Here is a 21,786-nt window from a genome sequence, read left to right as displayed (position 1 = left end):
AATTGGCGAGTTTGGTGGAAAAGGTTCACAGGCTCATAAGGCAGCCGTGGTTGGAGATACCGTTGGCGACCCCCTCAAAGATACTGCCGGCCCATCCCTAAACATTTTAATAAAGTTAATGTCTATGGTTTCAGTAGTGTTTGCCGGTTTAATCGTTGCTTTTGGAAATGGACAAGGTTTAATTGGCATGTTCTTGCATTAAAACAGCCAAAGAACCGATCATCAATTATAACTTTTGATCAGCATTTTCGTCTTTGCCGATATTCCTTAACAGCGTTTCGGTAGACTCAGCATCCATTGGGCGGTAAAGCAAATAGCCCTGTCCGTAATCACAGCCAGCTTCTTTCAACCAGTGAAGCTGGCTGATTGTTTCAATTCCTTCCGCAATTGTTTCCAAACCCAATTCTTTGGCAAGGACAATAATTGCCTGAACAATTTCGGTACCGGAAAATTGAGCACCAATTCTACTGATAAAACTGCGGTCAATCTTAATTGCCGTGATCGGAAAACGTTGCAAATAAGAAAGTGAGGAATACCCGGTACCGAAATCATCAATTTGCAAATGAATTCCAAGATCACGGATGCTTTGAAGTTGCTGATTGACAGATGGGCTGGTTTCCAAGAACACACTTTCCGTCAACTCGATCTTTAAGGATCTGGGTGAAATTCCCGTTTCTTCCAGAATTTCATGAATCATTCCCACCACATTCCCTTGTTGTAACAGACTACCCGAAAGGTTTACGCTAACCGTGAATGGGAAAGGGGATAATCCTTTTTCGTACCATTCATGCACCTGGCGGCAGGCTTCGTGCATTACCCAACGATCAATTTGGTGGATTAATCCGGTTTCTTCCGCCAAAGAAATGAATTCAGAAGGTTGAATCAAACCATGTTGGGGGGTGATCCAGCGGATTAAAGCTTCAAAACCAACTACGCGGCTATCCTTGAGTGAAATAATGGGCTGATAGTACAAATTAAATTCATTTCTGTTCAACGCATCCCGCAACAAGGCTTCAATTTGATGCCGATTAATCACCTGATCCAAAAATGGCTTGGAAAATACTTCATAACAAGCTCTGCCACGCGCCTTTGCTCGGTACATGGCAATATCTGCGTCCCTTAAAACTTCATCAGGTTCTACATATTCACCATTATCAATGACTAATCCCAAACTTATGGTCGTAAATAAAGTTTTCCCATCAAGAACAAATGGCGATTGAAAATCGAGGAGAATTTTATCCGCCAGCTGAATCGCATCTCTGCGCGGGTCATCCCCTTCAATCAGAATCACAAACTCGTCACCGCCAAAACGCGCCAGCGTACTGGTCGGGAACAGGTTAATTTGCAGCCGACGGGCAGCTTCAACCAGCAATTGATCGCCAATACGATGCCCCAGACTATCGTTGATGATTTTAAACCGATCCAAATCCATAAACAATAAACTGAACAAGGGTTGTTCGGAGTATGGATGCCTCCTTGAAAGAAGCAAGTTTAATCGTTCAACAAGATAAGCCCGATTAACCAAACCGGTCAAAACATCGTGATAAGCATTATAAATCAGTTCGGCTTCTGCTTTCTTTCGATTGGTGATGTCCAACATCACCCCCTGATAGGATTCAACCTGTTTACTACCATCAAGTAACGGAGATGCAAAATCTTCCACCCATACAATATCCCCATTTCGATGAATGATACGGTATTCATGGTGGAAGGGCTCGTGATTTTCAATACACCTTTTCAAGGATGCCATAAATTCCTGAACATCTTCTGGGTGAATGCACTTTAATCGAAAATCGTCATTATCAATCCAATCTTTCTGCTCCCAACCGGTCAGGGCTTGTATCTGAGGACTTACAAAAGCAAAGGAGAATTCTTTCTTGAGATTCATCACATAAGATACTGCCGGCATTCTTTCAATCATATTTTGATACAAACGCTCCAACCTCTCTCTTTCTTCAATCTCCTTTTTCAAATTCTCATTGATTACAGTAAGTTGTTGGGTACGTTCATAAACTCGCTGTTCCAAGTCTTGATTTAGAATCCGCAGGGCTTCTTCTGCTTTTTGTCTATCTTCTATTTCTTGTTGAAGTGCCTGATATTGGATGCGTAGCGCAATGTCTCTTTCCTGCAAATCAGCGGCCATCTGATTGATTGAAGATCCCAGATCATTGAACTCAGCAGTTTGTAAAACCGGTACGCGGTAGTCCAATTCCCCCTTTCCAATTCTTTTCGACCCGGAGACCAAATCACTCAATGGTTTCATCAAAAAATGTTCAAAAAGCAGGTAATAGAGAGGGAATAAAACAATTCCCAGCAACAGCATTCCACCAATAACCAGAATTGCAGCAAGCCGGGTATTTTCATATACTTCACTGACAGGAATTTCAATAATCAATACCCAGTTTGTAGCTGGAATCGGCTTACTAACACCCGCGACAGACACTCCCTCAAAGTTGGTATATTCACCGCTCCAGATTTTATTACCAGCAGTGTAAATTTTGACCACCTCAGGACGATTACGAATATTGATTTGAGCATTACTGAGTTCAGGTTTGGAATGAACGATTATTGAACCGTCCCGATCAAGAATATAGACCTTTCCTTCTGCTCCAAATTGAATCCCCTCCACAACCTCTCGTAAAAACTCTGCACTCAGGCGGACCGCCAGAACATTTCCGTTCCGGAAAACCGGGGCCGAAAAAATGATATATGGCTTATTAGCGGGCGAGTATTGAATATTTCCAATGAATGTTTTGCCATTCCTCGCTTGTAAAAACCAATTTGTGTAGATGACCTGATCAACATTAGCCAACAGGATTTCTTCATCAAATGCCACTTTTGACAGGACATTTCCATCCCGATCAAAATAGACAAACTCCATTAAATCCGGGAGCTGACTCTCCAATGTGCGAATCACGACCGGGTCTTCAAGCCTTGCTGGATCGCCGAAATTGCCCAACCAGTAAAGCGCTGATTGTACCTGTGCCAATGTTTGTGAGATGGTGTTACTGGCATTAACGATTGCTTCGTTCTGTCTTTCTTTCCAGCTGTTTCTTTCAATACGATAAATAAACAGCCAAATACCCAAACCATCAATAATCAAAAAAGCGGCAAGAAGAAATAACACAATCAGCCGCATCTGACTGCGAATACTTCTGATAGCCGATCTCTTGATAAAAGACATCATCAAGCCAGTTTTTTAATCGGATTTTTTCTGCAGTTGAGCGATTTCTTTATCCATCCCTTAAATTCTACTCGACCTTCTTAAGAACAATTGCCTATACATCATCCTATCAAAATTGCAAGCGATTTGCAAATTAATAGCTGTAAAAGGTTTAATCATTTTTTCACAGTTATAGTTTCATTCCATACGTGAGTTCGAATATGGGTTCATTTACAACGTTTTGCCATAAATAAGAGTGGGTAGAGAAAAGCAATTGAAACCCCATTTTTTCATAAAGATACAAAGCGGCTTTATTGTAACTGGTAGTTTGTAAATGAACACCACAAATGTCGGCTGCCTTTAATTGATCCAAAAACCTCTCAATCAAATTTTTTCCAATCCCCTTGCCTCTCCACTCCTTGATGATATTGATGTGAAAATGAGCAGGGTACTGCAATAAATCCAAATGGTTTTTGGGGGATCTTATTTTGCTCATAGAATAATTGAGCAGATAGCGGAAAAACTTTTTCCCCATGCGATATTTACCGCTCAGCGCTCCCCTCAGGGTTTTTGGTTCCAGTACCCTGGCAGTAAATTCGCGTTGCAGGGTCGTATCGAAACAACCGGTCAAGAAACCAATGACGCACTCCTCATAAGTTGCCACCCAACTATGCTCCGGCTCGTGATCAGTGTAGTAAACATAAAAGGCGTCTAAGAATATGCGCCGGTCTTCCATGAAATACTCTACCGGATCACCAAAAAAAGCTGTGTCAGCGGCAACTTTCAATAATGCGTCACGGTCGGCTTTTTGAAATGGGCGAATTACAAATTCACAATCCATCATCAAAATTATAAGTCAGTTATTCGTTTAACCAGCAAGCCGCAAAATGTCCTTTTTCCACTTCTCGATATGGCGGAATTTCCACCCGGCATTGCTCTTTAACAAAAGGACAACGTGGGTGAAAACGGCATCCTTGGGGTGGATTAAATAAACTGGGAACATCTCCTTTCAAGATGATTCGTTTTTTCTTGAGAGATGGATCAGGGATTGGAATTGCAGACAATAATGCCTGTGTATAGGGATGCAATGGATTTCGAAACAAATCCTCCCGTTGTGCCAGTTCCACGATTTTTCCAAGGTACATCACTGCTACCCGGTCGGAGATATGTTCCACAACGCTCAAATTATGCGCTATGAACAAATAGGTCAAGCCATACTCTTCCTGCAAATCTTTGAGGATATTCAGTACCTGCGATTGAATGGAAACATCCAGCGCAGAAACAGGTTCATCACAAATAATAAATCGCGGGCGTAATGCCAGTGCCCGGGCAATTCCAATCCTTTGCCGTTGCCCGCCTGAAAATTCGTGAGGATACCGTCGGGCATGATAATCTTCCAGCCCAACTTTACGTAACACATCAATCATGATATCAAACTGTTCTTTGCGGGTCCCAATTCGATTGATGCGTAAACCTTCCATAATCGACTCGCCTACGGGCATTCGTGGATCTAACGAGGAAAATGGATCTTGAAAGATGATCTGCATATTCCGGCGGATTGTTCGCAAAGCCCCACCACTCAAAGTGAACACATTATTCCCTTCAAAGTACACTTCCCCCGCTGTTGGTTCAATCAAACGGAGCATGGTCCGACCGATGGTCGTTTTCCCGCATCCTGACTCACCGACCAGACCGAGTGTTTCTCCATCCAGGATATCAAATGATACATCATCAACCGCTTTGCCCCAAGCGCGAACCCGCTGAAAAAATCCACTGCGAACTGTGTAATATTTCTTCAGGTTACGCACCTGAATTAATTCCATCCTGGCGGAATGGGATCGAAGTGGCTCATTCATACTTCACCTCCGCTAAGGCAGTAACAACATCTTTTGGCTGATCATATAACCAGCAGCGGCATAAATGATTACTGTTCGTTTCTAAAAGCATCGGAGTTTCCCTCAGGCATATTTCCAAATTCTGCTCAATTCTTGCTTTACAACGCGGAGAAAACCGACACCCTTGAGGCAGACTGATGAGATTGGGAACAGACCCTGGAATCACCTCTAATCGTCGCGTTACCTTTCCTAAAACTGGGATTGACCCCATCAATCCTTTCGTGTAAGGGTGTTGAGGATTGGCGAATAACTCCTGAACACTTGTCTGCTCTACAATTTGACCGGCATACATTACTGCCACGCGGTCTGCCATTTCCGCAATCACTCCCAGATCATGGGTGATCAGGATAACGGACGTCCCCATTTTTTCACGCAAGTCAAGGATCAAGTCCATAATTTGCGCCTGAATGGTCACATCCAGAGCTGTTGTAGGTTCATCAGCGATTAATAAAGTTGGGTTAAGTGCCAGCGCCATGGCGATCATCACCCGCTGCGCCTGTCCACCAGACATTTCGTGGGGAAAAGCATGAGCTTTTTTCTCTGCATCCGGAATTCCAACAAGATGTAGCAGTTCAACCGCCTTTTCCCAGGCTTCCTTTTTAGGCAGATTTTTATGAATGGTAAACACTTCTGCCACCTGATCGCCTATCTTAAAAACCGGGTTTAGGCTGGTTTGTGGCTGCTGAAAGATCATGGACATGCGATTCCCGCGCATTGCAACCATTTCAGTTTCGCTTAAGGTCAGCAAATTTTTTCCCTCAAACCAGATTTCTCCATCCACAATTTTTCCCGGCACCCCAACCAACCTCAAGATGGATAACGAAGTTACGCTCTTCCCACAGCCCGATTCTCCGACCAATCCTAAAATCTCTCCGGGATAAAGGTCGAAATCCACTCCATCTACTGCTTTTACAATCCCATCTTCGGTAAAAAAATGGGTTTTCAAATTACGCACACTCAATACTGGTGGTTCATTTTGCATTTTCATAATTTCAACCTCGGATCAAGAGCATCTCGTAAGCCATCCCCAATATAATTAAAAGCTAGGGAACATAAAAATATCGGCAAGCCCGGAATTAATGGCAGCCACGGCATATTCAGCATATACGCCTGGGTCGCAGAAAGCATGTTCCCCCAGGTCGGAATGGGTTCTTGAATGCCAAACCCAAGAAATGAAAGTGCAGCCTCTGCTACCACATAGTTTGCCATGTTGAGTGACGCATCCACGATGATGGGCGCCATGGCATTTGGTATCATATGTCGAAAAATAATCCAACCTCCCCCTGCTCCCATCGCTTTGGCGGCTTCAACAAAGGTTTGATTGCGAAGAGAAAGCACCATTCCCCGCATCAATTGCGCCGAAGTCAACCAACCCAGGCCAGCCAAAACGAGCACAATTAATACCGCCTGCCGTGCTTCGCGGACTTCAAGCAACATCAATTTTCCGGCCAACTCCAAAAAATACTTTGGAATTGGGATTGCATCCTGATTTTTCAAGAGCATGGCTGAAATTATCAAAAGAATGGGGAGCGAGGGGATTGTGAGAAAGAATTCGACAATCCGCATTAAGAGATTATCCACCCAGCCGCCATAATAACCAGAAATCGCGCCAATGGTCACTCCAATTACGCTGGAAATCAGCACCGATAACAAGGCCACGGTGAGCGAGATTCGCCCCGCATAGATCAATCGTGAGAATAAATCGCGCCCCAAATGGTCTGTTCCCAAAAGGTGCACTCTGCCCGTAGCCTCCTGCACAGAACCCGGCTTCAGAAAGTAATTTCCCACTGTAATTTCATCCACTTCAAAAGGAGTGATTTGGCGAGCAAACAAAGTGATCAAAAACAAAATTACCATCACCCCAAGCGAAATCATAGCCAGTTTGTGTTTCCGAAAACGGCGGAACACCAGTTTCCATGGGCTTTCTTCTTTGGGATAATCGTTGGACAAGGTTATGGATTCAACTTGAGCAGCCATCCTGATCTCCTAACTGTATCGAATGCGCGGGTCAATTGCGGTATAGACCAGATCGCGAATTAATGTTGCAATAACGGTCAATACGGCAGTAATGAACAAAATTGCCATCGCCACCGGAAAATCCGAATCACCCAGCGCCAGGAAGTACAAACGCCCCATGCCCGGCCAGGAGAAAATTGTTTCGGTAATGATTGCTCCCCCGAATAAGGATGGAATTGAAAACACAACGATGGTAACAAAAGGGATCAATGCATTTCTCAAGGCGTGTTTTACAATGACCAGTTTTTCCTTGAGCCCCTTTGCTCTGGCTGTTCTCACATAATCCTGCCGTAACACTTCCAGCATACTGGCGCGGATAAAACGGCTCCAGGAAGCCACACTCACAATTGTGAGTGTAATTACCGGCAAAACCAGGTGCATTAATCGGTCTGCAACCGTATCGGGTTGAATTGTTCCCAACAATGGTACAGCATATTCCCGTACCGCAGAAGCGCTTCCCGGTGGAAGGTAAGGCAGCCCCGCTGATTTGGGTAAAATCGAAAAGATCAGAATCATCAAAATCCCAAAGAAGAAGGTTGGCATGGCCGAGCCAAGAAAAGCCAGTGAAGTAAATATATAGTCAAAACGTGAATACTGTTTTACCGCCGAATAAATACCGAGCGGAATGCCCAACAACAGAGAAAGTAACGTCGAAAGCCCAATCAGCTCAATGGTTTTGGGTAATCTGCTTAATATCAAGTCACTCACCGGCCGATCTCGCAGCAACTTCCACGATGCCCCAAAATCGCCCAGTAAAATCCCGCGACTAACCTTTCTGCCTGACAGATCACGCAGATAAACATAGTCTTGACATCCGACAACCTTTGTCTCGATCTTACCTTTTTCATTGCGGATATTTTTTTCAATCGGTTGTCGACAGCCGATGGGTGTGTTCGCAAACCATTCCACCCCACCCACTTCAATACTACCCCGGGGTTGACCGATCAGCCATCGGCTGAAGCGGATGGGTAAATATAGGTCCAATTCATAATATGCCCGGATTCGAGCAATATCCGCCGCGGTGATACGATTACGACCCTGTTGTTGTTGGCGCAAGCCGGTCAACGGTCCGCCCGGCGCAAGATTCAAGAGGGCATAGGTGGCAACAGCCGAAATCAACACCACACCCACCATCTGAAGCAAACGGCGAGCAATATACCCAAGCATGTGAGTTCTCCTTAAACTTTCAGGTTTCCTGTAACGGACTTCTTGAAGGGCGTGCAGGGTCACCCTCCCAGAACTCGATTACAGGTCGGTGTGGCGCCCTGCAGCGCCACACCGATTTTCCGAAACCCTTTTTACAAAAGGAGTTACGGCAGATAAAGATTCATGTCAATATGTTCCCAGGTTCCGCCGGGCAGGGTGTAAAGGTTAATTTTCCCTTCATCCGCTGCTTTTCTCATCGCATCTGAAATCGTATTGAGCGTTGTGCTATCCAGGATATCCACCTGTCCACCCAACAGTTGGGCTTCGGCGTTATCAGGGGTGATGATTGAGATGACGATGGTTTTGGTCTTGGGTGCTCCGCCATAGTAATAGGGATTGGCTTCAAAAACCATCTTTTCGCCTTTGACCCATTCCTTCAGGACGTAGGGGCCAACACCAATTGGGAATTCGGCAATTTCTGGTAAGGTTGCCCACTCTTCAGCGGGAACGTCTGCCAGTTTGCGCCCATCCGCCAGCACGCGATGCGCAGGATAAACATTTGACAAACGCGGATCCATTAAAGCCCGGAAGTAGAGCGGATCCTGAACACCCGGCAGATAGGTTACGGTATAACCGCTGTCATTCACTTCATAGGATTGAATAGATCGGCAGGTATTGAATGAGGTTGCGCCTGAATTTTCATCACAGTCAATTTTGAACCGCAGGGCAAAATCTGCAGCACTGACCGGCGTGCCATCCGACCATACCATATCATCACGGAACTGATATTCAACGGTCAGTTGTTTCATTGTAATCGGCGTGCCATCAAAGGTCACCACCTCACCCGCAGAGTTATAAACCTCTACGCCGGTTTTTAATTCAGTCGGATTGCCATCCACGTCATAAACAAGATCGCCTTCCTTGACTTCCACATCCAGATTTTGAGCCAAACCACTATCCAGGGTGGAAGGTACCTTTTGAGCAATCCCCTGAAAATCGTAATTGATTGTAGAGAAGGCGAGGCCATGCACAAGTGAGTTGGCGATGATCGCTGAAACACCCTGTTCCACCAGTGCAAACATCGAAGCCGGTTCCTGGGTGAAGCCGATCACAATCGTATCTTTTCCGGGGATTTCCCATTCAGCGACGTTGTAACTGTAATACTCCTCACCCGGTTGGGGATTAAATCCCTTCAAGTTCGGATTGGACGCAAAAATTTCCAGATGATTGTACAACGGTAAAGAAACCATGTCTTTGGTGAATTCTTGTTGAACAATCTTGTACGGTTCCTTGCGGTCCTCCTGATTGATGGTGTTGGTGGCTTTCACAATGGCTTGTGAGGCAACCGGGTTACACCATCCCATCGCGTTTTGACCTTCCCAGTTATTTTCCGCGGTAGGAATTTGATCGCAGGCATACAAGGTTCTGCCAGAGGGATCAGATTGACCAACCCAGGCATAGTCTGCCAATTCAAATTCACGGCGCGCCAAACCGGTAGTATCCCCATACAGCCATGTGGAAGGTACATGGTTTACGGCTACGCGAATACCACATGCTTTCATCTGTTGCTGCCAGACTGGAGCCAATATCTTGCGGTGTGGTGCTTCTGTCAAAACCAGTTCCAACATCAATGGTTCACCATCCGCGTTCAGGCGAACATTGTCACCATCTTCATCCGTCCAACCAGCTTCCTCTAGTAAAGCTTTACCCTTTTCCGGGTCAAATGGATAAATGGTTACATTTTCATCCCCAGCATATGCCCAGTGATTTTTGGGGATGAAAGTGTCCATCACCAGTTCAGCCCGCTCTTCTGGTGAGAGAAAAGGATAAACAGCCTGGATGATTTCGTCTTTATTGGTGCAGTAAGCCATCGCCTGACGTACTCGCACATCCGAAAGAATTGGGTGAGGAGTCGAGAAAGAAAGTACCTCGGAGGGTTCTTTCTCAACCTCCACAACCTTTTCGACCACTTGCGTTTTGACAACTTCTTTTTCAACTTCAATTGTTTCGACAGCTGGCTGACAGGCACTCATCACCAGCGAGAATGCAATCAGCAGCATCCAAAAATAATTTACTCGTTTCATCTTCAATTCCTTTCAAGATTTTGTGGAAAAAAAAGGGACAGACTTCTAGAAGTTGATTTTTGGGATTCACCTCCGATTCACGATGATTGAATGGCTCTGATACGGCGGTTTAATTCCTTTTGATTTTCAATGAAACCTTTGGTTTTGTAATCTGCACAAATACCAGTTTCAGCCCCGTTATTTTGACCAGGTTAAAACTGGCCATTTTTATAGTTATCACCTCCCCACAGGGACAACAAAAAAACAGCCGGCTTGTGGAACCGGCTGTTTTTTGTTGAAATGCTAATCTCAATTAATCAAGTACCTTAGCCAAAACATCACTGCATTCCATGATGAGATAATCATCACCGCCCAGCTTGATTTCTGTTCCACTATATTTTGCGAATAAAATTTTATCATTCACCTTGAGTTTGATGTCCTCATCATCCCCTACAGCAACAACCACACCCGTTTGTGGTTTCTCTTTGGCTGTTTCGGGGATATATAAACCGGTTGCGGTTTTGCTTTCCTGCTCCAGCGGTTTCACTAGAATGCGAGCCCCCATGGGTTGAACTTTAATTTCTGTCATTTCAGCCTCCTGAATTTATTTAATTCCTAAGTACTGGTTGATTTTTGGACGGTCAAATCCGACCACGATCTTCCCACCTATATCCAAAACCGGCACGCCCATCTGCCCCGAGCGTTTTATCATATCTCGAGCGGCAACAGGATCACGACTGACATCAACCTCCTTAAACCGGACACCTTTCTCGCGCAGGTACTTTTTAGTCATGTTACAAAATGAGCAGGTCGGCGTTGTAAAAATGATCACTTTGGGATGATTGACCTTTGTTTCAGCCATTGAGGTTCCACTCCTTTGATTAATCTTGCCATTGAATTAGATGACTTTGGCGTGATTTTGTTACAAAATCAGAGGCGGAAAAAATCAGTTATAATAAAAATACCAGTATTACATGGCGTCATGTCCAATTCGCCATCACCCACCCAACATTGAAAAACTTATTGGTGGATGAAGAAAAATTTTTGTAGCCCCTTTTTTCGTGTGAAATGGAGGTGTGCATGAAAACAGTTGTTGCCGGCGCACTGGGAGAATGTGTCCACGTTGCCGGTGTCAGCAATTTTCTAAAGCTGGCAGAAATAGCTGGATGGCGAACAGTCTTTTTAGGCCCAGCGGTGCCGGTAAAAGAGTTTATTCAGGCAGCAATTCGAGAAAATGCTGATTTGGTTGGGGTTTCATACCGCCTGACTCCTGAAACTGGGGAAAGATTACTTGGTGAATTTGCGGAAGCCGCTGATGAATTAAGGTCAAAAGGAATTCGTTTTGCTTTTGCCGGTACACCACCGGTTGCCGAACGAGCCAAAGGGCTCGGTTTTTTTGAAAAAATTTTTGATGGTTCCGAATTAACAGAGGAAACTTTAGCCTACCTGCGTGGTGAAAAAACTGAACATTCTGGAGAATCCGCTTTTCCCCAAACTACGGTTGAGCGTCGTTTATGGAAAGCGCCATTTCCCCTCTTGCGACATCATTTTGGTTTACCCAGCCTGGAAGATACCCGAGATGGAATACGAAAAATTGCTGAGGCGCGAGTCCTGGATGTGATCTCTTTGGGTATTGACCAGGATGCCCAGGAAAATTTTTTCCATCCAGAAAGACAAGATCCGCGCCGTAAAGGCGCAGGCGGTGTTCCGGTACGTTCTGCGGGGGATTACCGCATGCTCTATCAGGCATCTCGAACCGGCAACTATCCCCTTTTACGAACATACTCAGGCACGGATGACTTCATTCGTCTGGCTGAGTTATACATAGAAACCATTAATAACGCCTGGTGTGCCATTCCGCTTTTCTGGTTCAATCAAATGGATGGCCGCGGTCCATGGGATTTAGCCGGCTCCATCCGTGAGCACCAGCGCGTCATGACATGGTACGGGGATAAAAATATCCCGGTAGAATTGAATGAACCACATCACTGGGGGATGCGAGATGCGCCTGATGTAGTTTTTGTTGTATCTGCTTTCCTTTCAGCCTATAATGCCAAAGCCTTTGGGGTGAAAGATTATATTGCACAATTGATGTTCAACAGCCCGCCCGGCACTTCAGACAGTATGGACCTGGCCAAGATGCTGGCAATTCTTGAACTGATTCAACCGCTCGCTGGTGCGGATTTTCGGATCTGGACTCAAACTCGCACTGGCCTGTTGTCTTATCCGCTTGACCCGCCTTCCGCCAGAGCCCATCTGGCTGCCAGTATCTACTTACAAATGGCGCTTAAACCGGATATTGTCCATATTGTTGGTCATACGGAAGCCGACCATGCAGCCACTGCCGACGAGGTCATTGAAGCCGCCAAAATGGCTCGGCGCTCGATTGAGAACGCGCTAGGGGGTCAGCCAGCTATGATTTATGACCCCAACCTTGTTAAACGAAAAGAAAATCTTGTTTCGGAAGCGAAAGTCACTCTCCAGGCAATTCAAAGCCTCTCCCATGATTCAACCCGCGATCCTTTCACTGACCCTGACGTTCTGGCAAGGTCTGTCACCACGGGCATTCTGGACGCTCCGCAACTGAAAAACAACCGCTTTGGCAGAGGGATGATCCGCACACGCATCATTAACGGAGCCTGTCACGCGGTTGATGAAAATGGTAATCCCATTTCTGAACTCCAAAGACTGGAACAATTCTTCAAATCGGGAGGGTAATCCAATGTCTGATATTTCACGATTCGCAGTGATTGGTGCCGGCAACGGCGGAAAAGCGATGGCTGCCCATCTGGCTTTGATGGGTTTTGATGTAAGTCTATACAATCGCACCTATGCCCATATTGAAATCATTGCCAAGCGAGGGGGAATTGATCTGGAAAGTTACGAAGGCGGACCTAAAGGATTTGGAAAAATTCGAATCGTTACCGACGACATTGGCACTGCCATCAAAGATGCTCAGGTCATCATGGTGGTATTGCCATCTTCTGCTCATGCAGAAATCGCCCATAAAATAGCCTGCCACCTGAAAGAAGGACAAACCATCATCCTTCATCCGGGCAGAACGCTTGGTGCAATTGAATTTGATGTCATTCTTCGAAGAAGCGGATGCAATGTCGAGGTCAACGTAGCAGAGGCAGAAACCTTTATCTATGCCAGCCGAGCAGACGGTCCTGCCCAGGCACGCATATTCCGCATCAAGGAGGCAGTTCCACTGGCAGCTCTACCCGCTGTTAAGACTCCTTTGGTACTTGAACAAATCCGAGTTGCTTTTCCGCAATACATTGATGGTGTTAATGTGCTGCACACCGGTTTGAATAACATGGGGGCAATTTTTCATCCGGCTTTGACGATCCTCAATGCAGGATGGATTGAAGCCACACATGGCGATTTTCAATTTTACATTGACGGGGTCACTCCCTCGGTTGCTCGCGTCTTGGAAATTCTCGATCGTGAAAGAGTTACGGTCGCTTCAGCTTTGGGCATTCGTGCCCGCACAGCCTTGGAGTGGCTGGAACTGGCATACAACGTTACCGGAGAAACCCTTTATGATCGCATTCATAATCAGACCGGTTACTATGGCATTAAAGCCCCAGCCACCCTCAACCACCGTTATATCTTTGAAGATGTTCCAATGAGTCTGGTTCCGATTGCTTCATTGGGCGAACGCTATGGCGTTTCGGTCAATGGGATCAACAGTGTGATACGTTTGGCCTGCATCATCCACCGCACTGATTACTGGCGGCGCGGAAGAACACTGGAAAAATTAGGAATCAAAGACCTGAGCGTCAGTGAATTAACCACCTATGTAACCACTGGATGGAAGGATATTGAAAGTTTTAATGGTTAACTGCTGTTGAAAGCGCCGGTTTGTTATAAAAAAAGCATCCTGCACAAATGTGGGATGCTTTTTTATCGGTCTTTTACAGCAAATACATGATTATTGTGATACATTATATTATCAGGTGTGTATAATCAATTCACTTTATACAATTTATGTTTCCTTCCAAAGTGGTTCTGGTCTCAAAAAACGAGTTACTCATCCATTCCCTATCTACTCAATTAAATTTTATGGGATGGACAGATATCATTATTGTTAAATCTCACGAAAGACTACTGGAAATTTGTTGTACAACCGAAAAAGAAATCGTAATTTTCTTTGACATTGATGCTGCCCCTGAATCCAACCTGTTTGAATGTCTTGATGAAATTCGTAAAAACAACCGCGCACTCTTAATTTTAATCCTTGAGCCTGAATCTCAAAAAACCACCGAGAATTTTCTATCAACGATTAGTAAGCTGATTGATGGATTTATTTTTCAACCCATCTCAGATGATTCGCTTCGTTCAACCCTGTATATGGCTAAAGAACGAAGACAGCGCGAAGTTGAGTTATTGAGGAGTGAAGAAAAATTTCAGCGTATATTCCACAAATCATCTGATCCAAGTCTTTTGATCGTCAATGGAGTAATTATGGATTTGAATCAATCTGCTTTGCTCAATCTTCGCGCCAACCGAATGCAAATCATTGGGAAATCGCCGGACCAAATTTCACCACCTATGCAACCAGATGGCAACCCGAGCAAAGAAAAAGCTGAAATATACCAAAAAGAAGCCCTCAAAGAAGGGGCAGTCACATTTGAATGGCTACATACGCGTGCAGATGGCAGCGAATTTCTTGCCGAAGTGTCCCTGACAGCCATTCCTTACGCAGGGGATGTGGCGTTGTTTGCAAGATGGCATGACATAACTGAAATCGAGCAGTTTAAAAAGTCTCTCAAGATGAGTGAGCAGCGATATCGGCAATTGTTTGAAACGATGTTAAACGGCTTTGCACTCCATGAAATGATACTCAACGAGAATAATCATCCCAAAGATTATCGTTTCATTGCCGTAAATCCTGCATTTGAAAAATTGACTGGATTATCAGCCAATGCCATCATTGGAAAAACAGTTCTTGAGGTGTTACCTAATACCGAATCATACTGGATTGAGACCTACGGCAAAGTTGCCCTGACAGGCAAACCAGCCCTGATTGAAAATTACTCGCAAGAACTTGACCGCTATTACCGTGTTTTTGCCTTCTCCCCGGTCAGAGGTCAATTTGCTACGTTGTTTGAAGATATTACTCCCCAGAAGCAAACTGAACGTTACCAATCCGCCTTATTAAAGCTCTCTGAAAGCATCCGCCAAACCTATACCACTGAAGATATGGTGCAAACAATCGTGCATACCATCAGTTCATTGTTAGAAATTGAAACCGTTGCAGTGGCCATGAAGTCCATAGAAAATGAAACACAATATCGTTTTGTATATGGTGTTGGAAAAGGGCAGCAATGGATCGGGGCCGAGTTTTCAATCGAGCAGGGGATTACCGGTTACGCCTTGCGGAGTAAATTACCGTATTTTCAGAACGATGTTGTAAATGATCCGAATTTTCTTCAGCGCTATTCTGAACAGTATCACCCTTATGTGGTGGTATTACCCCTGCTTTCCGCTGAAGAACCGATTGGAGCTCTTTTGCTCGGGAAGAATAAACCCTTTAATGATACCGATCAACAGATTCTTACGGCGATGAGCGAAATGGTTGGTAACGCCATTCAGAGAACAATTTTGCAGGAAAAAACCCAAAAAACTGTGAATTATTTATCCGCTTTGAGAAAAATTGATTTAACCATAACTCATGGGAGAGATTTACAGGAACGCTTAAAAGTTTTGTTAGAGGCTGTCGTAGAACATCAAAAAGTGGATGCTGCTTGCATTTGGCTGAAAGAACCGCAAACGGACCAGTATCATCTATCTGCGTTTATTGGGTTCCGTTTGAACGAACTTCCCGCCATGCGAATGAAATACCCTGGTTTAAGAACCGACCTTGATCGAATTATTCACATTAAAAAATCAGACTTATCCGCCATTTTAGTAAATGAATTCAAAGAAATGATTGATAAAGAAGGCTTTGAGGATTATATGGGAGTACCCCTTATAACAAAAAAGAATGAATGGGGATTACTTCAACTATGGAAGCGTGCCGAAATCAAGCCAAACCATGAGTGGATGAACTTTTTAGAAATGCTGGCGGGTCAGGCTGCCATTGCAATTGAAGATATCCAGTTACTTACTGACCTGCAGCACCATATCAATGAATTACAAATCGCTTATGACACAACCCTGCAAGGCTGGGCAAAGGCCCTTGAAATTCGCGATGCTGAAACGCAAAACCACAGTCAGAGGGTTACACAAATCACCCTGGAATTGGCAAAAAAACTGGGTGTGGAGGAAAACCAATTACCCGATATTCGGCGGGGTACTTTGCTCCACGACATTGGAAAAATGGGTATACCAGATGCTATTTTAAATAAAGCGGGTCCGTTGACACCCGAAGAATGGGAAATCATGCGCCGCCATCCACAAATGGCGTATGATGTGCTGTCCGGTATTCCATTTCTCAAACCTGCCCTTGAAATTCCCTACTGCCACCACGAAAAATGGGATGGAAGCGGATATCCGCGCGGCTTGAAGGGCGAGGAAATTCCGCTGGCTGCGCGAATTTTTGCTGTGGTGGATGTTTGGGACGCCTTATTATCCGATCGACCTTATCGCCCGGCATGGAAAAAACGAGAGGTAATTTCCTATTTGCGCGAACAAGCCGGCAAACACTTTGATCCAAAAATCGTCGAGGCATTTTTGGAACTGATCTCCAAAATGGAAGGTCAAGAAAGTTAATTTTGGGGCAGCTTCACCGGAACAACGAATTCAACTTCTCCCTGCCGTTCAAAAAACAAAGTGATTTTGATCTTCTGAGCAGGTAATAGATCCTGCTTGAGATTTCTTAATTGAATGGATAATCCTGATTTTGGAGAAAGGATTACCTTTTCTCCCGGCTCAAGTCGAATTTGATTTCCCTCTTCCCCAATCACCTCAACCTTCTCACAAATCTCACTGAAACCGCCGATCAAGGTCTCTGTTTCCTCTCCCTGATTTTCAATCTGAAAATAAACAGGGGCATCGTTGCTAACCGGAATATGATAGGCGTGCTCTGACATTTTTTCCGAATAGGCTAACAGGGCAGCCTGAGCCCAAATATCAATAATCTTCAGGTTGCCGGCTTCATACACCGTGCAGCCGCTTAAGACCAACAAAGACAGGACTATTCCGGATAGCAAGATTCTATTCATGGCGATTGGAGTAAATCAAATCAGGTTGTCTTTTCCACAATTCGACCGCCGCGCACGGTAGAACCCACCACCAACCCCGCTGAAATTAACACCAGATTCTTGATGATGTACTGGCCTTCTAAAGTCGGGGCGTAAGGAAAACGAACAAAGGTTTCGGCGGGAAACAAAACGAGCGGGGTCATTGTGCCTGCCATTTGGAGAAACAACAACAACAAGGTAGCCCGCAAAAACTTACCGGTGATCAACCCCAATCCAATCAGACATTCCCACGCTGCAAGCAACGGCACAGAAATTTCGCTGCCAATCAAACCAAATGACAGTACTTCAATTGTTCTTGCAGCCAATCCCTGCGCAGGGCTGAGGCCCGGAAAGAACTTCAACACACCAAACCAGAAAAAATTGATTCCCAGGCTGATTCTCAAAAAGGTTATAGAATAACGCGCCATAAAACCCGTAATGATCGGGTCAATGCGATTGAACAGGGTCATCCATTTATAAATCATCTTAGCCTCCCAATTTTAGTGGTTACTTCTTCTCGCATCTTTCCAGCCTGATCAATATATGACAGAGACTGATGTCGAAAATAGGTATTATAAAGATCGGCGTAATGACCGCCGGTATTCATTAATTCCTCATGATTGCCTTCCTCAATTATTTTTCCATGATCTAAAACAATAATTCGATCGGCCGCTTTTACTGTAGATAATCGGTGAGCAATCAAAATGCTGGTGCTTTGTGAAAGAACCATTTCCAAAGCCTGTTGAATTTGTCTTTCAGTAAAGGGATCAATACTGGCAGTGGCTTCATCCAGCACAAAGATGGCCGGCTTCTGAACCAAAACCCTCATCAATGAAACCAGCTGCCGCTGCCCCATGGACAATCGGCCTCCCCGCTCACCCACCTGGGTCATCAAACCATCTGGCAAGGCTTCCAGCCATTCACCATTTCCAATCTGATAAGCCAGCCTTTCAATTTCCTCCTCACTTGCGCCTTTGCAGGAATATTGAATGTTTTCCAATAATGTTCCTGAAAATAGGAACGGCACCTGCGACACAATCCCCAATTGACAACGATAACTACCCAAATCAAAACTGCGAATGTCCATTCCATCAATCAAAATTTCACCCCCTTGAAATTCATAAAATCGCGCAATCAATTTCACAACCGAGGACTTTCCCGCACCGGTATGACCAACCAGCGCTACCGATTCTCCCGGAGAAATGTGTAGATTGAAATCCTCTAGCACTGGTGAAGCATCTGTATATCGAAAATAAACATGATTAAAGTCAATTTGTCCCCTTAATCGCGGAGCCTTCACATCGCCGGTTTGAACGACACTGGGATCGGCATCAATCAATCCAAACACCCGTTCAGCCGCCGACAGGCCGTTTTGAATTTGAGTCCAGAATGACGATAAATTCATCACCGGAAACATGAAACGATCGAGGCTTAATAAAAACAGGTACCAGGCACCAACCGTCACAGCCCCCTGAACAGCACTTATTCCCCCTACGTATACCAATAGTGCCGTCATCCAGCCCCCGACAGTGTTCAGTACCGGAAAAACCATCGAAAGTACCAGCCCGCGCCGAACATTGACCTGATACGACAGACGGTTGGACTGGTCAAACAGCTCGAAAATTCGCCCTTCCTGACGGAAATTTTTTGCAACCGCAATTCCGGAAACCGTTTCTTTGATGGTCTGATTGACATTTGCCATCGCGCGCATTCCCGCCCGCGTTACCTTGCGCGCCAGGCCGCGAAAGCTCATTGCCAAAACCCCGACAATCGGAATGATCGCAAAAAGGGTTAATGCCAGTCGCCATTCCAGGTTGACCAGTACAATCGCAAGAATCAATGATTCAACGACTTGCGAGATGAGATCAGTGGTCAGAACCACCAGCTGACCAAAATCCTGCGTGTCGCTGGTAATCCGAGAGGCAATTTTTCCTGTGGAAAATTGATCATAAAAGGACAGGTCATGCTCTGCGGCTGAAGCAAACGCCTCGTTGGCAAGCCGCGCCACCACGTCCGCAACCGAACGGACAATCAACCGCCGCGCCTGCCAGTTTGCCAGCCAGGCAATAACTCCCGTCAGCATGACAGCAAATGGAATAAACAGTACGTTGATTGGAGTCAATTCATCTTTTAGATAATCAATGCCTCTGGATACCAATATGGGCATCAACGCCCCTGCCCCAGAAACAATCAAAACCAGAAAGCCGACCACAAAAAGTCTTGCAAAATGCGGTCGAAAATAGTTCAAAATACGCCGGATCAATTCTCGATCGCTGTATTTTCGGTCATATTTTTCGGCATCTAACCCGGCAAAAAATCCCATAACAGACTACTCCTGTATCGCCTTTCACAATTCCTGAAAGATATTGCGATATGCATCACTGCTCTTCATCAATTCATCATGGCTGCCGGCTGCAACCAGTTCGCCCTTGCGCAAAACCAGGATGACATCCGCCCAACGAATTTGCGAAAGGCGATGGGTGATGATGAAGGTAGTCCGCCCTTGCGCCGCAGTGTAAATTGCCCGCTGAATCTTATCCTCAGTTGCCGAGTCGATAGCGCTGGTTGAATCATCCAGAATAAGAATGCTTGGCTGGGTCAAAAAGGCGCGCGCCAGGGCTAACCGCTGGCGCTGGCCTCCCGAAAGGGTTACACCGCGCTCGCCGATCACCGTATCGTAGCCCTTTTCAAAAGATCGGATAAATTCATCGGCCTGCGCTGCGGTTGCCGCTTCAATGATCTCCTCCAATGATGCTTCAGGGTGACCAAAGGCAATATTTTCCGCAATGGTTTGGGAAAAAAGGAAAATATCCTGCTCGATAATGGAAATTTGCCGGCGCAGTGCTTCCAGATTCCAATCACGTACGTCAACGCCATCCACCAGAATCCGGCCGCTGCTGACATCGTAAATGCGGTTGATCAGCTTGACCAGGGTGGTCTTTCCGCTGCCGGTTTGCCCTACAATGGCAACGGTTTGCCCCGGCTTTACGTGGAACGAGATATTTTTCAACACCACTTCCTGGTTCTGGTAGGCAAAATAGACATTTTCAAAGGTGACTTCCCCCCGCATCCTACCCTGATAACCCCGTTCATTTTGATCAAGGTTATTCTCCCGGTTCATCAACTCCAGAATTCTGCGCGCCCCGGCCAAGCCCAACGAGATGCGAGAATACGCGAAAATCGAAACGAATGTGGGAAAGGAAAGCATTACCAGCAAACCGAAATAGGCAACCACATCGCCAGTATTTATTAAGCCCCTCTGGAAAAGCAAAAGCGCATGAAGCAGTCCCCCAGCCATTGCAACCGCCAGCAGCAACGCCGGTAAAAAGCGCGCTTCAATATCCCCCTGTCGGACGGCAGCCTTGCGGTAACGATCCACATTTTTGCCAAACAGCGCCACTTCGCCCTCTTCCTGAGCAGCCCCTTTCACTACTTCAATGCCATCCAACGCTTCGTTTAACCGCGTATTCAAAATGCCAAAAGAATGGCGAACTTCGTCGGTAACCGGTTCAAGTTCTTTCAGGTAAAACCTCAAAAGAATAAAATAGACGACAACAAATAGAAGAGGGACAAGCACCAACGAAGGATGATAACGAGGGGCAAGAAAGATTGGGACAAATATAAATATCAACGAACCAATGACCAAATTGACCCCAGGCGAAAATAAGAAATTCACCTCGCGAACATCATTGGTAGCCCGCGCCATGGTATCCCCCACCGGTTGCAGGTTGTGAAAGGTCATGCTTTTACCCAGGAGTGAAACATACAACTCCTGCCGGATATTGCGTTCTATCCTTTGGGCAATCACCTCAAAGCCAAAATTGCGGGCAAACTGCAGAAAACCACGGATCGTTTGCGATATGACAATAATCAAAACAATTCTTAATAACCCATTGACCTCAAACGCACCCCCGCTCACCAGATTGACTGCCTGCCCAATCATCACCGGAACCACCCCGGCAAGTCCGGCGTTTCCCAGCGCTCCAATGACAGCAATAATCACCAGCCACCATTGATATTTCAGGTGCGATAAAACCCACCGCACCGGCCCGCTTCGATTGGTAGGATAAAGGGTAGGAAGGGTGAATTCAGCGTTCATCAGCAATCCAAGTGAAAAAATTGTAACATATCTCCGGAATGCAGACTTGACGTGAATAATGTTAGCGGGAGTCTCCCTTCCTATGCTTGTGGATGGCACTCCAGGTGCCCGCAACAATCCGGTCAAACCATTTACAACCGTCACAATTTTCCATGACAAATTACCCGATCGACCTTCCGCCTATTGAAACGGCCACCGATTTTTGCTATAATTA

The 21,786-nt window shown here is 45.5% G+C and carries 17 protein-coding genes; 4 read left to right on the top strand and 13 right to left on the bottom strand.

Going from position 1 to position 21,786, the window contains the following annotated elements; all coding sequences use genetic code 11:
• The coding region (locus ACWIZX_RS12095; RefSeq protein WP_448335961.1) for a sodium/proton-translocating pyrophosphatase at positions 1-202 on the top strand (202 nt) is incomplete at its 5' end.
• 24 nt (positions 203-226) lie between these two features.
• Here the strand turns inward: ACWIZX_RS12095 and ACWIZX_RS12090 are convergent.
• The 9 genes from ACWIZX_RS12090 to ACWIZX_RS12050 all read right to left on the bottom strand — a co-directional run bounded on the left by ACWIZX_RS12090 (position 227) and on the right by ACWIZX_RS12050 (position 11,145).
• A complete protein-coding gene (locus ACWIZX_RS12090; RefSeq protein ID WP_448335960.1) occupies positions 227-3,139 on the bottom strand; it encodes an EAL domain-containing protein in 2,913 nt (970 codons plus the stop codon).
• A gap of 214 nt (positions 3,140-3,353) precedes the next feature.
• Positions 3,354-4,007, bottom strand: a complete 654-nt coding sequence (locus tag ACWIZX_RS12085) for an N-acetyltransferase family protein (RefSeq protein ID WP_448335959.1) — start codon at positions 4,005-4,007, stop codon at positions 3,354-3,356.
• Between the two features lie 16 nt (positions 4,008-4,023).
• Positions 4,024-5,019, bottom strand: coding sequence for an ABC transporter ATP-binding protein (locus ACWIZX_RS12080; protein WP_322791747.1), 996 nt, complete (start codon positions 5,017-5,019; stop codon positions 4,024-4,026).
• The gene (locus ACWIZX_RS12075) at positions 5,012-6,040 is read right to left on the bottom strand and encodes an ABC transporter ATP-binding protein (RefSeq protein WP_322791812.1); all 1,029 of its coding nucleotides are present in this window, start codon (positions 6,038-6,040) and stop codon (positions 5,012-5,014) included. The genes ACWIZX_RS12080 and ACWIZX_RS12075 overlap by 8 nt, the downstream gene beginning before the upstream one ends.
• Positions 6,041-6,042: 2 nt before the next feature.
• Positions 6,043-7,035, bottom strand: coding sequence for an ABC transporter permease (locus tag ACWIZX_RS12070; protein ID WP_448335958.1), 993 nt, complete (start codon positions 7,033-7,035; stop codon positions 6,043-6,045).
• Between the two features lie 9 nt (positions 7,036-7,044).
• Positions 7,045-8,241 carry an ABC transporter permease gene (locus ACWIZX_RS12065; RefSeq protein WP_448335957.1) on the bottom strand — a complete coding sequence of 399 codons (1,197 nt, stop codon included), beginning with the start codon at positions 8,239-8,241 and terminating at the stop codon, positions 7,045-7,047.
• A gap of 143 nt (positions 8,242-8,384) precedes the next feature.
• Positions 8,385-10,304, bottom strand: coding sequence for an ABC transporter substrate-binding protein (locus ACWIZX_RS12060; RefSeq protein WP_322791744.1), 1,920 nt, complete (start codon positions 10,302-10,304; stop codon positions 8,385-8,387).
• Positions 10,305-10,596: 292 nt separating this feature from the next.
• Positions 10,597-10,863: a co-chaperone GroES gene (locus tag ACWIZX_RS12055; RefSeq protein ID WP_322791811.1), complete on the bottom strand. Its 267-nt coding sequence runs from the start codon at positions 10,861-10,863 to the stop codon at positions 10,597-10,599.
• Between the two features lie 24 nt (positions 10,864-10,887).
• Entirely contained in the window at positions 10,888-11,145 is a 258-nt protein-coding gene (locus tag ACWIZX_RS12050; protein WP_448335956.1) for a glutaredoxin family protein, read from the bottom strand.
• A 218-nt stretch (positions 11,146-11,363) separates the two neighbouring features.
• Here ACWIZX_RS12050 and ACWIZX_RS12045 point away from each other — a divergent pair, with 218 nt between their 5' ends.
• From ACWIZX_RS12045 to ACWIZX_RS12035, 3 genes are all read left to right on the top strand, one after another.
• Positions 11,364-13,001: a cobalamin-dependent protein gene (locus ACWIZX_RS12045; protein ID WP_448335955.1), complete on the top strand. Its 1,638-nt coding sequence runs from the start codon at positions 11,364-11,366 to the stop codon at positions 12,999-13,001.
• A 4-nt stretch (positions 13,002-13,005) separates the two neighbouring features.
• On the top strand, positions 13,006-14,130 hold the full coding sequence (locus tag ACWIZX_RS12040; RefSeq protein ID WP_322791741.1) for an NAD/NADP-dependent octopine/nopaline dehydrogenase family protein: 1,125 nt from the start codon (positions 13,006-13,008) through the stop codon (positions 14,128-14,130).
• A 146-nt stretch (positions 14,131-14,276) separates the two neighbouring features.
• A complete protein-coding gene (locus tag ACWIZX_RS12035; RefSeq protein WP_448335954.1) occupies positions 14,277-17,003 on the top strand; it encodes an HD domain-containing phosphohydrolase in 2,727 nt (908 codons plus the stop codon).
• Here ACWIZX_RS12035 and ACWIZX_RS12030 read toward each other — a convergent pair.
• The 4 genes from ACWIZX_RS12030 to ACWIZX_RS12015 are packed head-to-tail and all read right to left on the bottom strand — an operon-like array spanning position 17,000 to position 21,572.
• Positions 17,000-17,455, bottom strand: a complete 456-nt coding sequence (locus ACWIZX_RS12030) for a copper chaperone PCu(A)C (RefSeq protein ID WP_322791739.1) — start codon at positions 17,453-17,455, stop codon at positions 17,000-17,002. The two genes, ACWIZX_RS12035 and ACWIZX_RS12030, sit on opposite strands and share 4 nt — an antisense overlap.
• A 20-nt stretch (positions 17,456-17,475) precedes the next feature.
• Entirely contained in the window at positions 17,476-17,958 is a 483-nt protein-coding gene (locus tag ACWIZX_RS12025; RefSeq protein WP_448335953.1) for a DoxX family membrane protein, read from the bottom strand.
• Positions 17,955-19,796, bottom strand: coding sequence for an ABC transporter ATP-binding protein (locus ACWIZX_RS12020; protein ID WP_322791737.1), 1,842 nt, complete (start codon positions 19,794-19,796; stop codon positions 17,955-17,957). Before ACWIZX_RS12020 ends, ACWIZX_RS12025 begins: the two co-directional genes overlap by 4 nt.
• A 24-nt stretch (positions 19,797-19,820) precedes the next feature.
• Entirely contained in the window at positions 19,821-21,572 is a 1,752-nt protein-coding gene (locus ACWIZX_RS12015; protein WP_448335952.1) for an ABC transporter ATP-binding protein, read from the bottom strand.
• Positions 21,573-21,786 lie beyond the last annotated feature (214 nt).

It is taken from the genome of Bellilinea sp. (assembly GCF_053501535.1).
The sequence above is the reverse complement of the archived record's forward strand: the minus strand, read 5'-3'. Positions and strand labels throughout refer to the sequence as shown.

Excerpts from the sequence above, each read along its gene's own strand:
- ACWIZX_RS12090 (WP_448335960.1), bottom strand. The coding sequence starts at position 3,139 with ATGCGGCTGATTGTGTTATTTCTTCTTGCCGCTTTTTTGATTATTGAT.
- ACWIZX_RS12085 (WP_448335959.1), bottom strand. The coding sequence starts at position 4,007 with ATGATGGATTGTGAATTTGTAATTCGCCCATTTCAAAAAGCCGACCGT.
- ACWIZX_RS12080 (WP_322791747.1), bottom strand. The coding sequence starts at position 5,019 with ATGAATGAGCCACTTCGATCCCATTCCGCCAGGATGGAATTAATTCAG.
- ACWIZX_RS12075 (WP_322791812.1), bottom strand. The coding sequence starts at position 6,040 with ATGCAAAATGAACCACCAGTATTGAGTGTGCGTAATTTGAAAACCCAT.
- ACWIZX_RS12070 (WP_448335958.1), bottom strand. The coding sequence starts at position 7,035 with ATGGCTGCTCAAGTTGAATCCATAACCTTGTCCAACGATTATCCCAAA.
- ACWIZX_RS12065 (WP_448335957.1), bottom strand. The coding sequence starts at position 8,241 with ATGCTTGGGTATATTGCTCGCCGTTTGCTTCAGATGGTGGGTGTGGTG.
- ACWIZX_RS12060 (WP_322791744.1), bottom strand. The coding sequence starts at position 10,304 with ATGAAACGAGTAAATTATTTTTGGATGCTGCTGATTGCATTCTCGCTG.
- ACWIZX_RS12050 (WP_448335956.1), bottom strand. The coding sequence starts at position 11,145 with ATGGCTGAAACAAAGGTCAATCATCCCAAAGTGATCATTTTTACAACG.
- ACWIZX_RS12045 (WP_448335955.1), top strand. The coding sequence starts at position 11,364 with ATGAAAACAGTTGTTGCCGGCGCACTGGGAGAATGTGTCCACGTTGCC.
- ACWIZX_RS12040 (WP_322791741.1), top strand. The coding sequence starts at position 13,006 with ATGTCTGATATTTCACGATTCGCAGTGATTGGTGCCGGCAACGGCGGA.
- ACWIZX_RS12035 (WP_448335954.1), top strand. The coding sequence starts at position 14,277 with ATGTTTCCTTCCAAAGTGGTTCTGGTCTCAAAAAACGAGTTACTCATC.
- ACWIZX_RS12030 (WP_322791739.1), bottom strand. The coding sequence starts at position 17,455 with ATGAATAGAATCTTGCTATCCGGAATAGTCCTGTCTTTGTTGGTCTTA.
- ACWIZX_RS12025 (WP_448335953.1), bottom strand. The coding sequence starts at position 17,958 with ATGATTTATAAATGGATGACCCTGTTCAATCGCATTGACCCGATCATT.
- ACWIZX_RS12020 (WP_322791737.1), bottom strand. The coding sequence starts at position 19,796 with ATGGGATTTTTTGCCGGGTTAGATGCCGAAAAATATGACCGAAAATAC.
- ACWIZX_RS12015 (WP_448335952.1), bottom strand. The coding sequence starts at position 21,572 with ATGAACGCTGAATTCACCCTTCCTACCCTTTATCCTACCAATCGAAGC.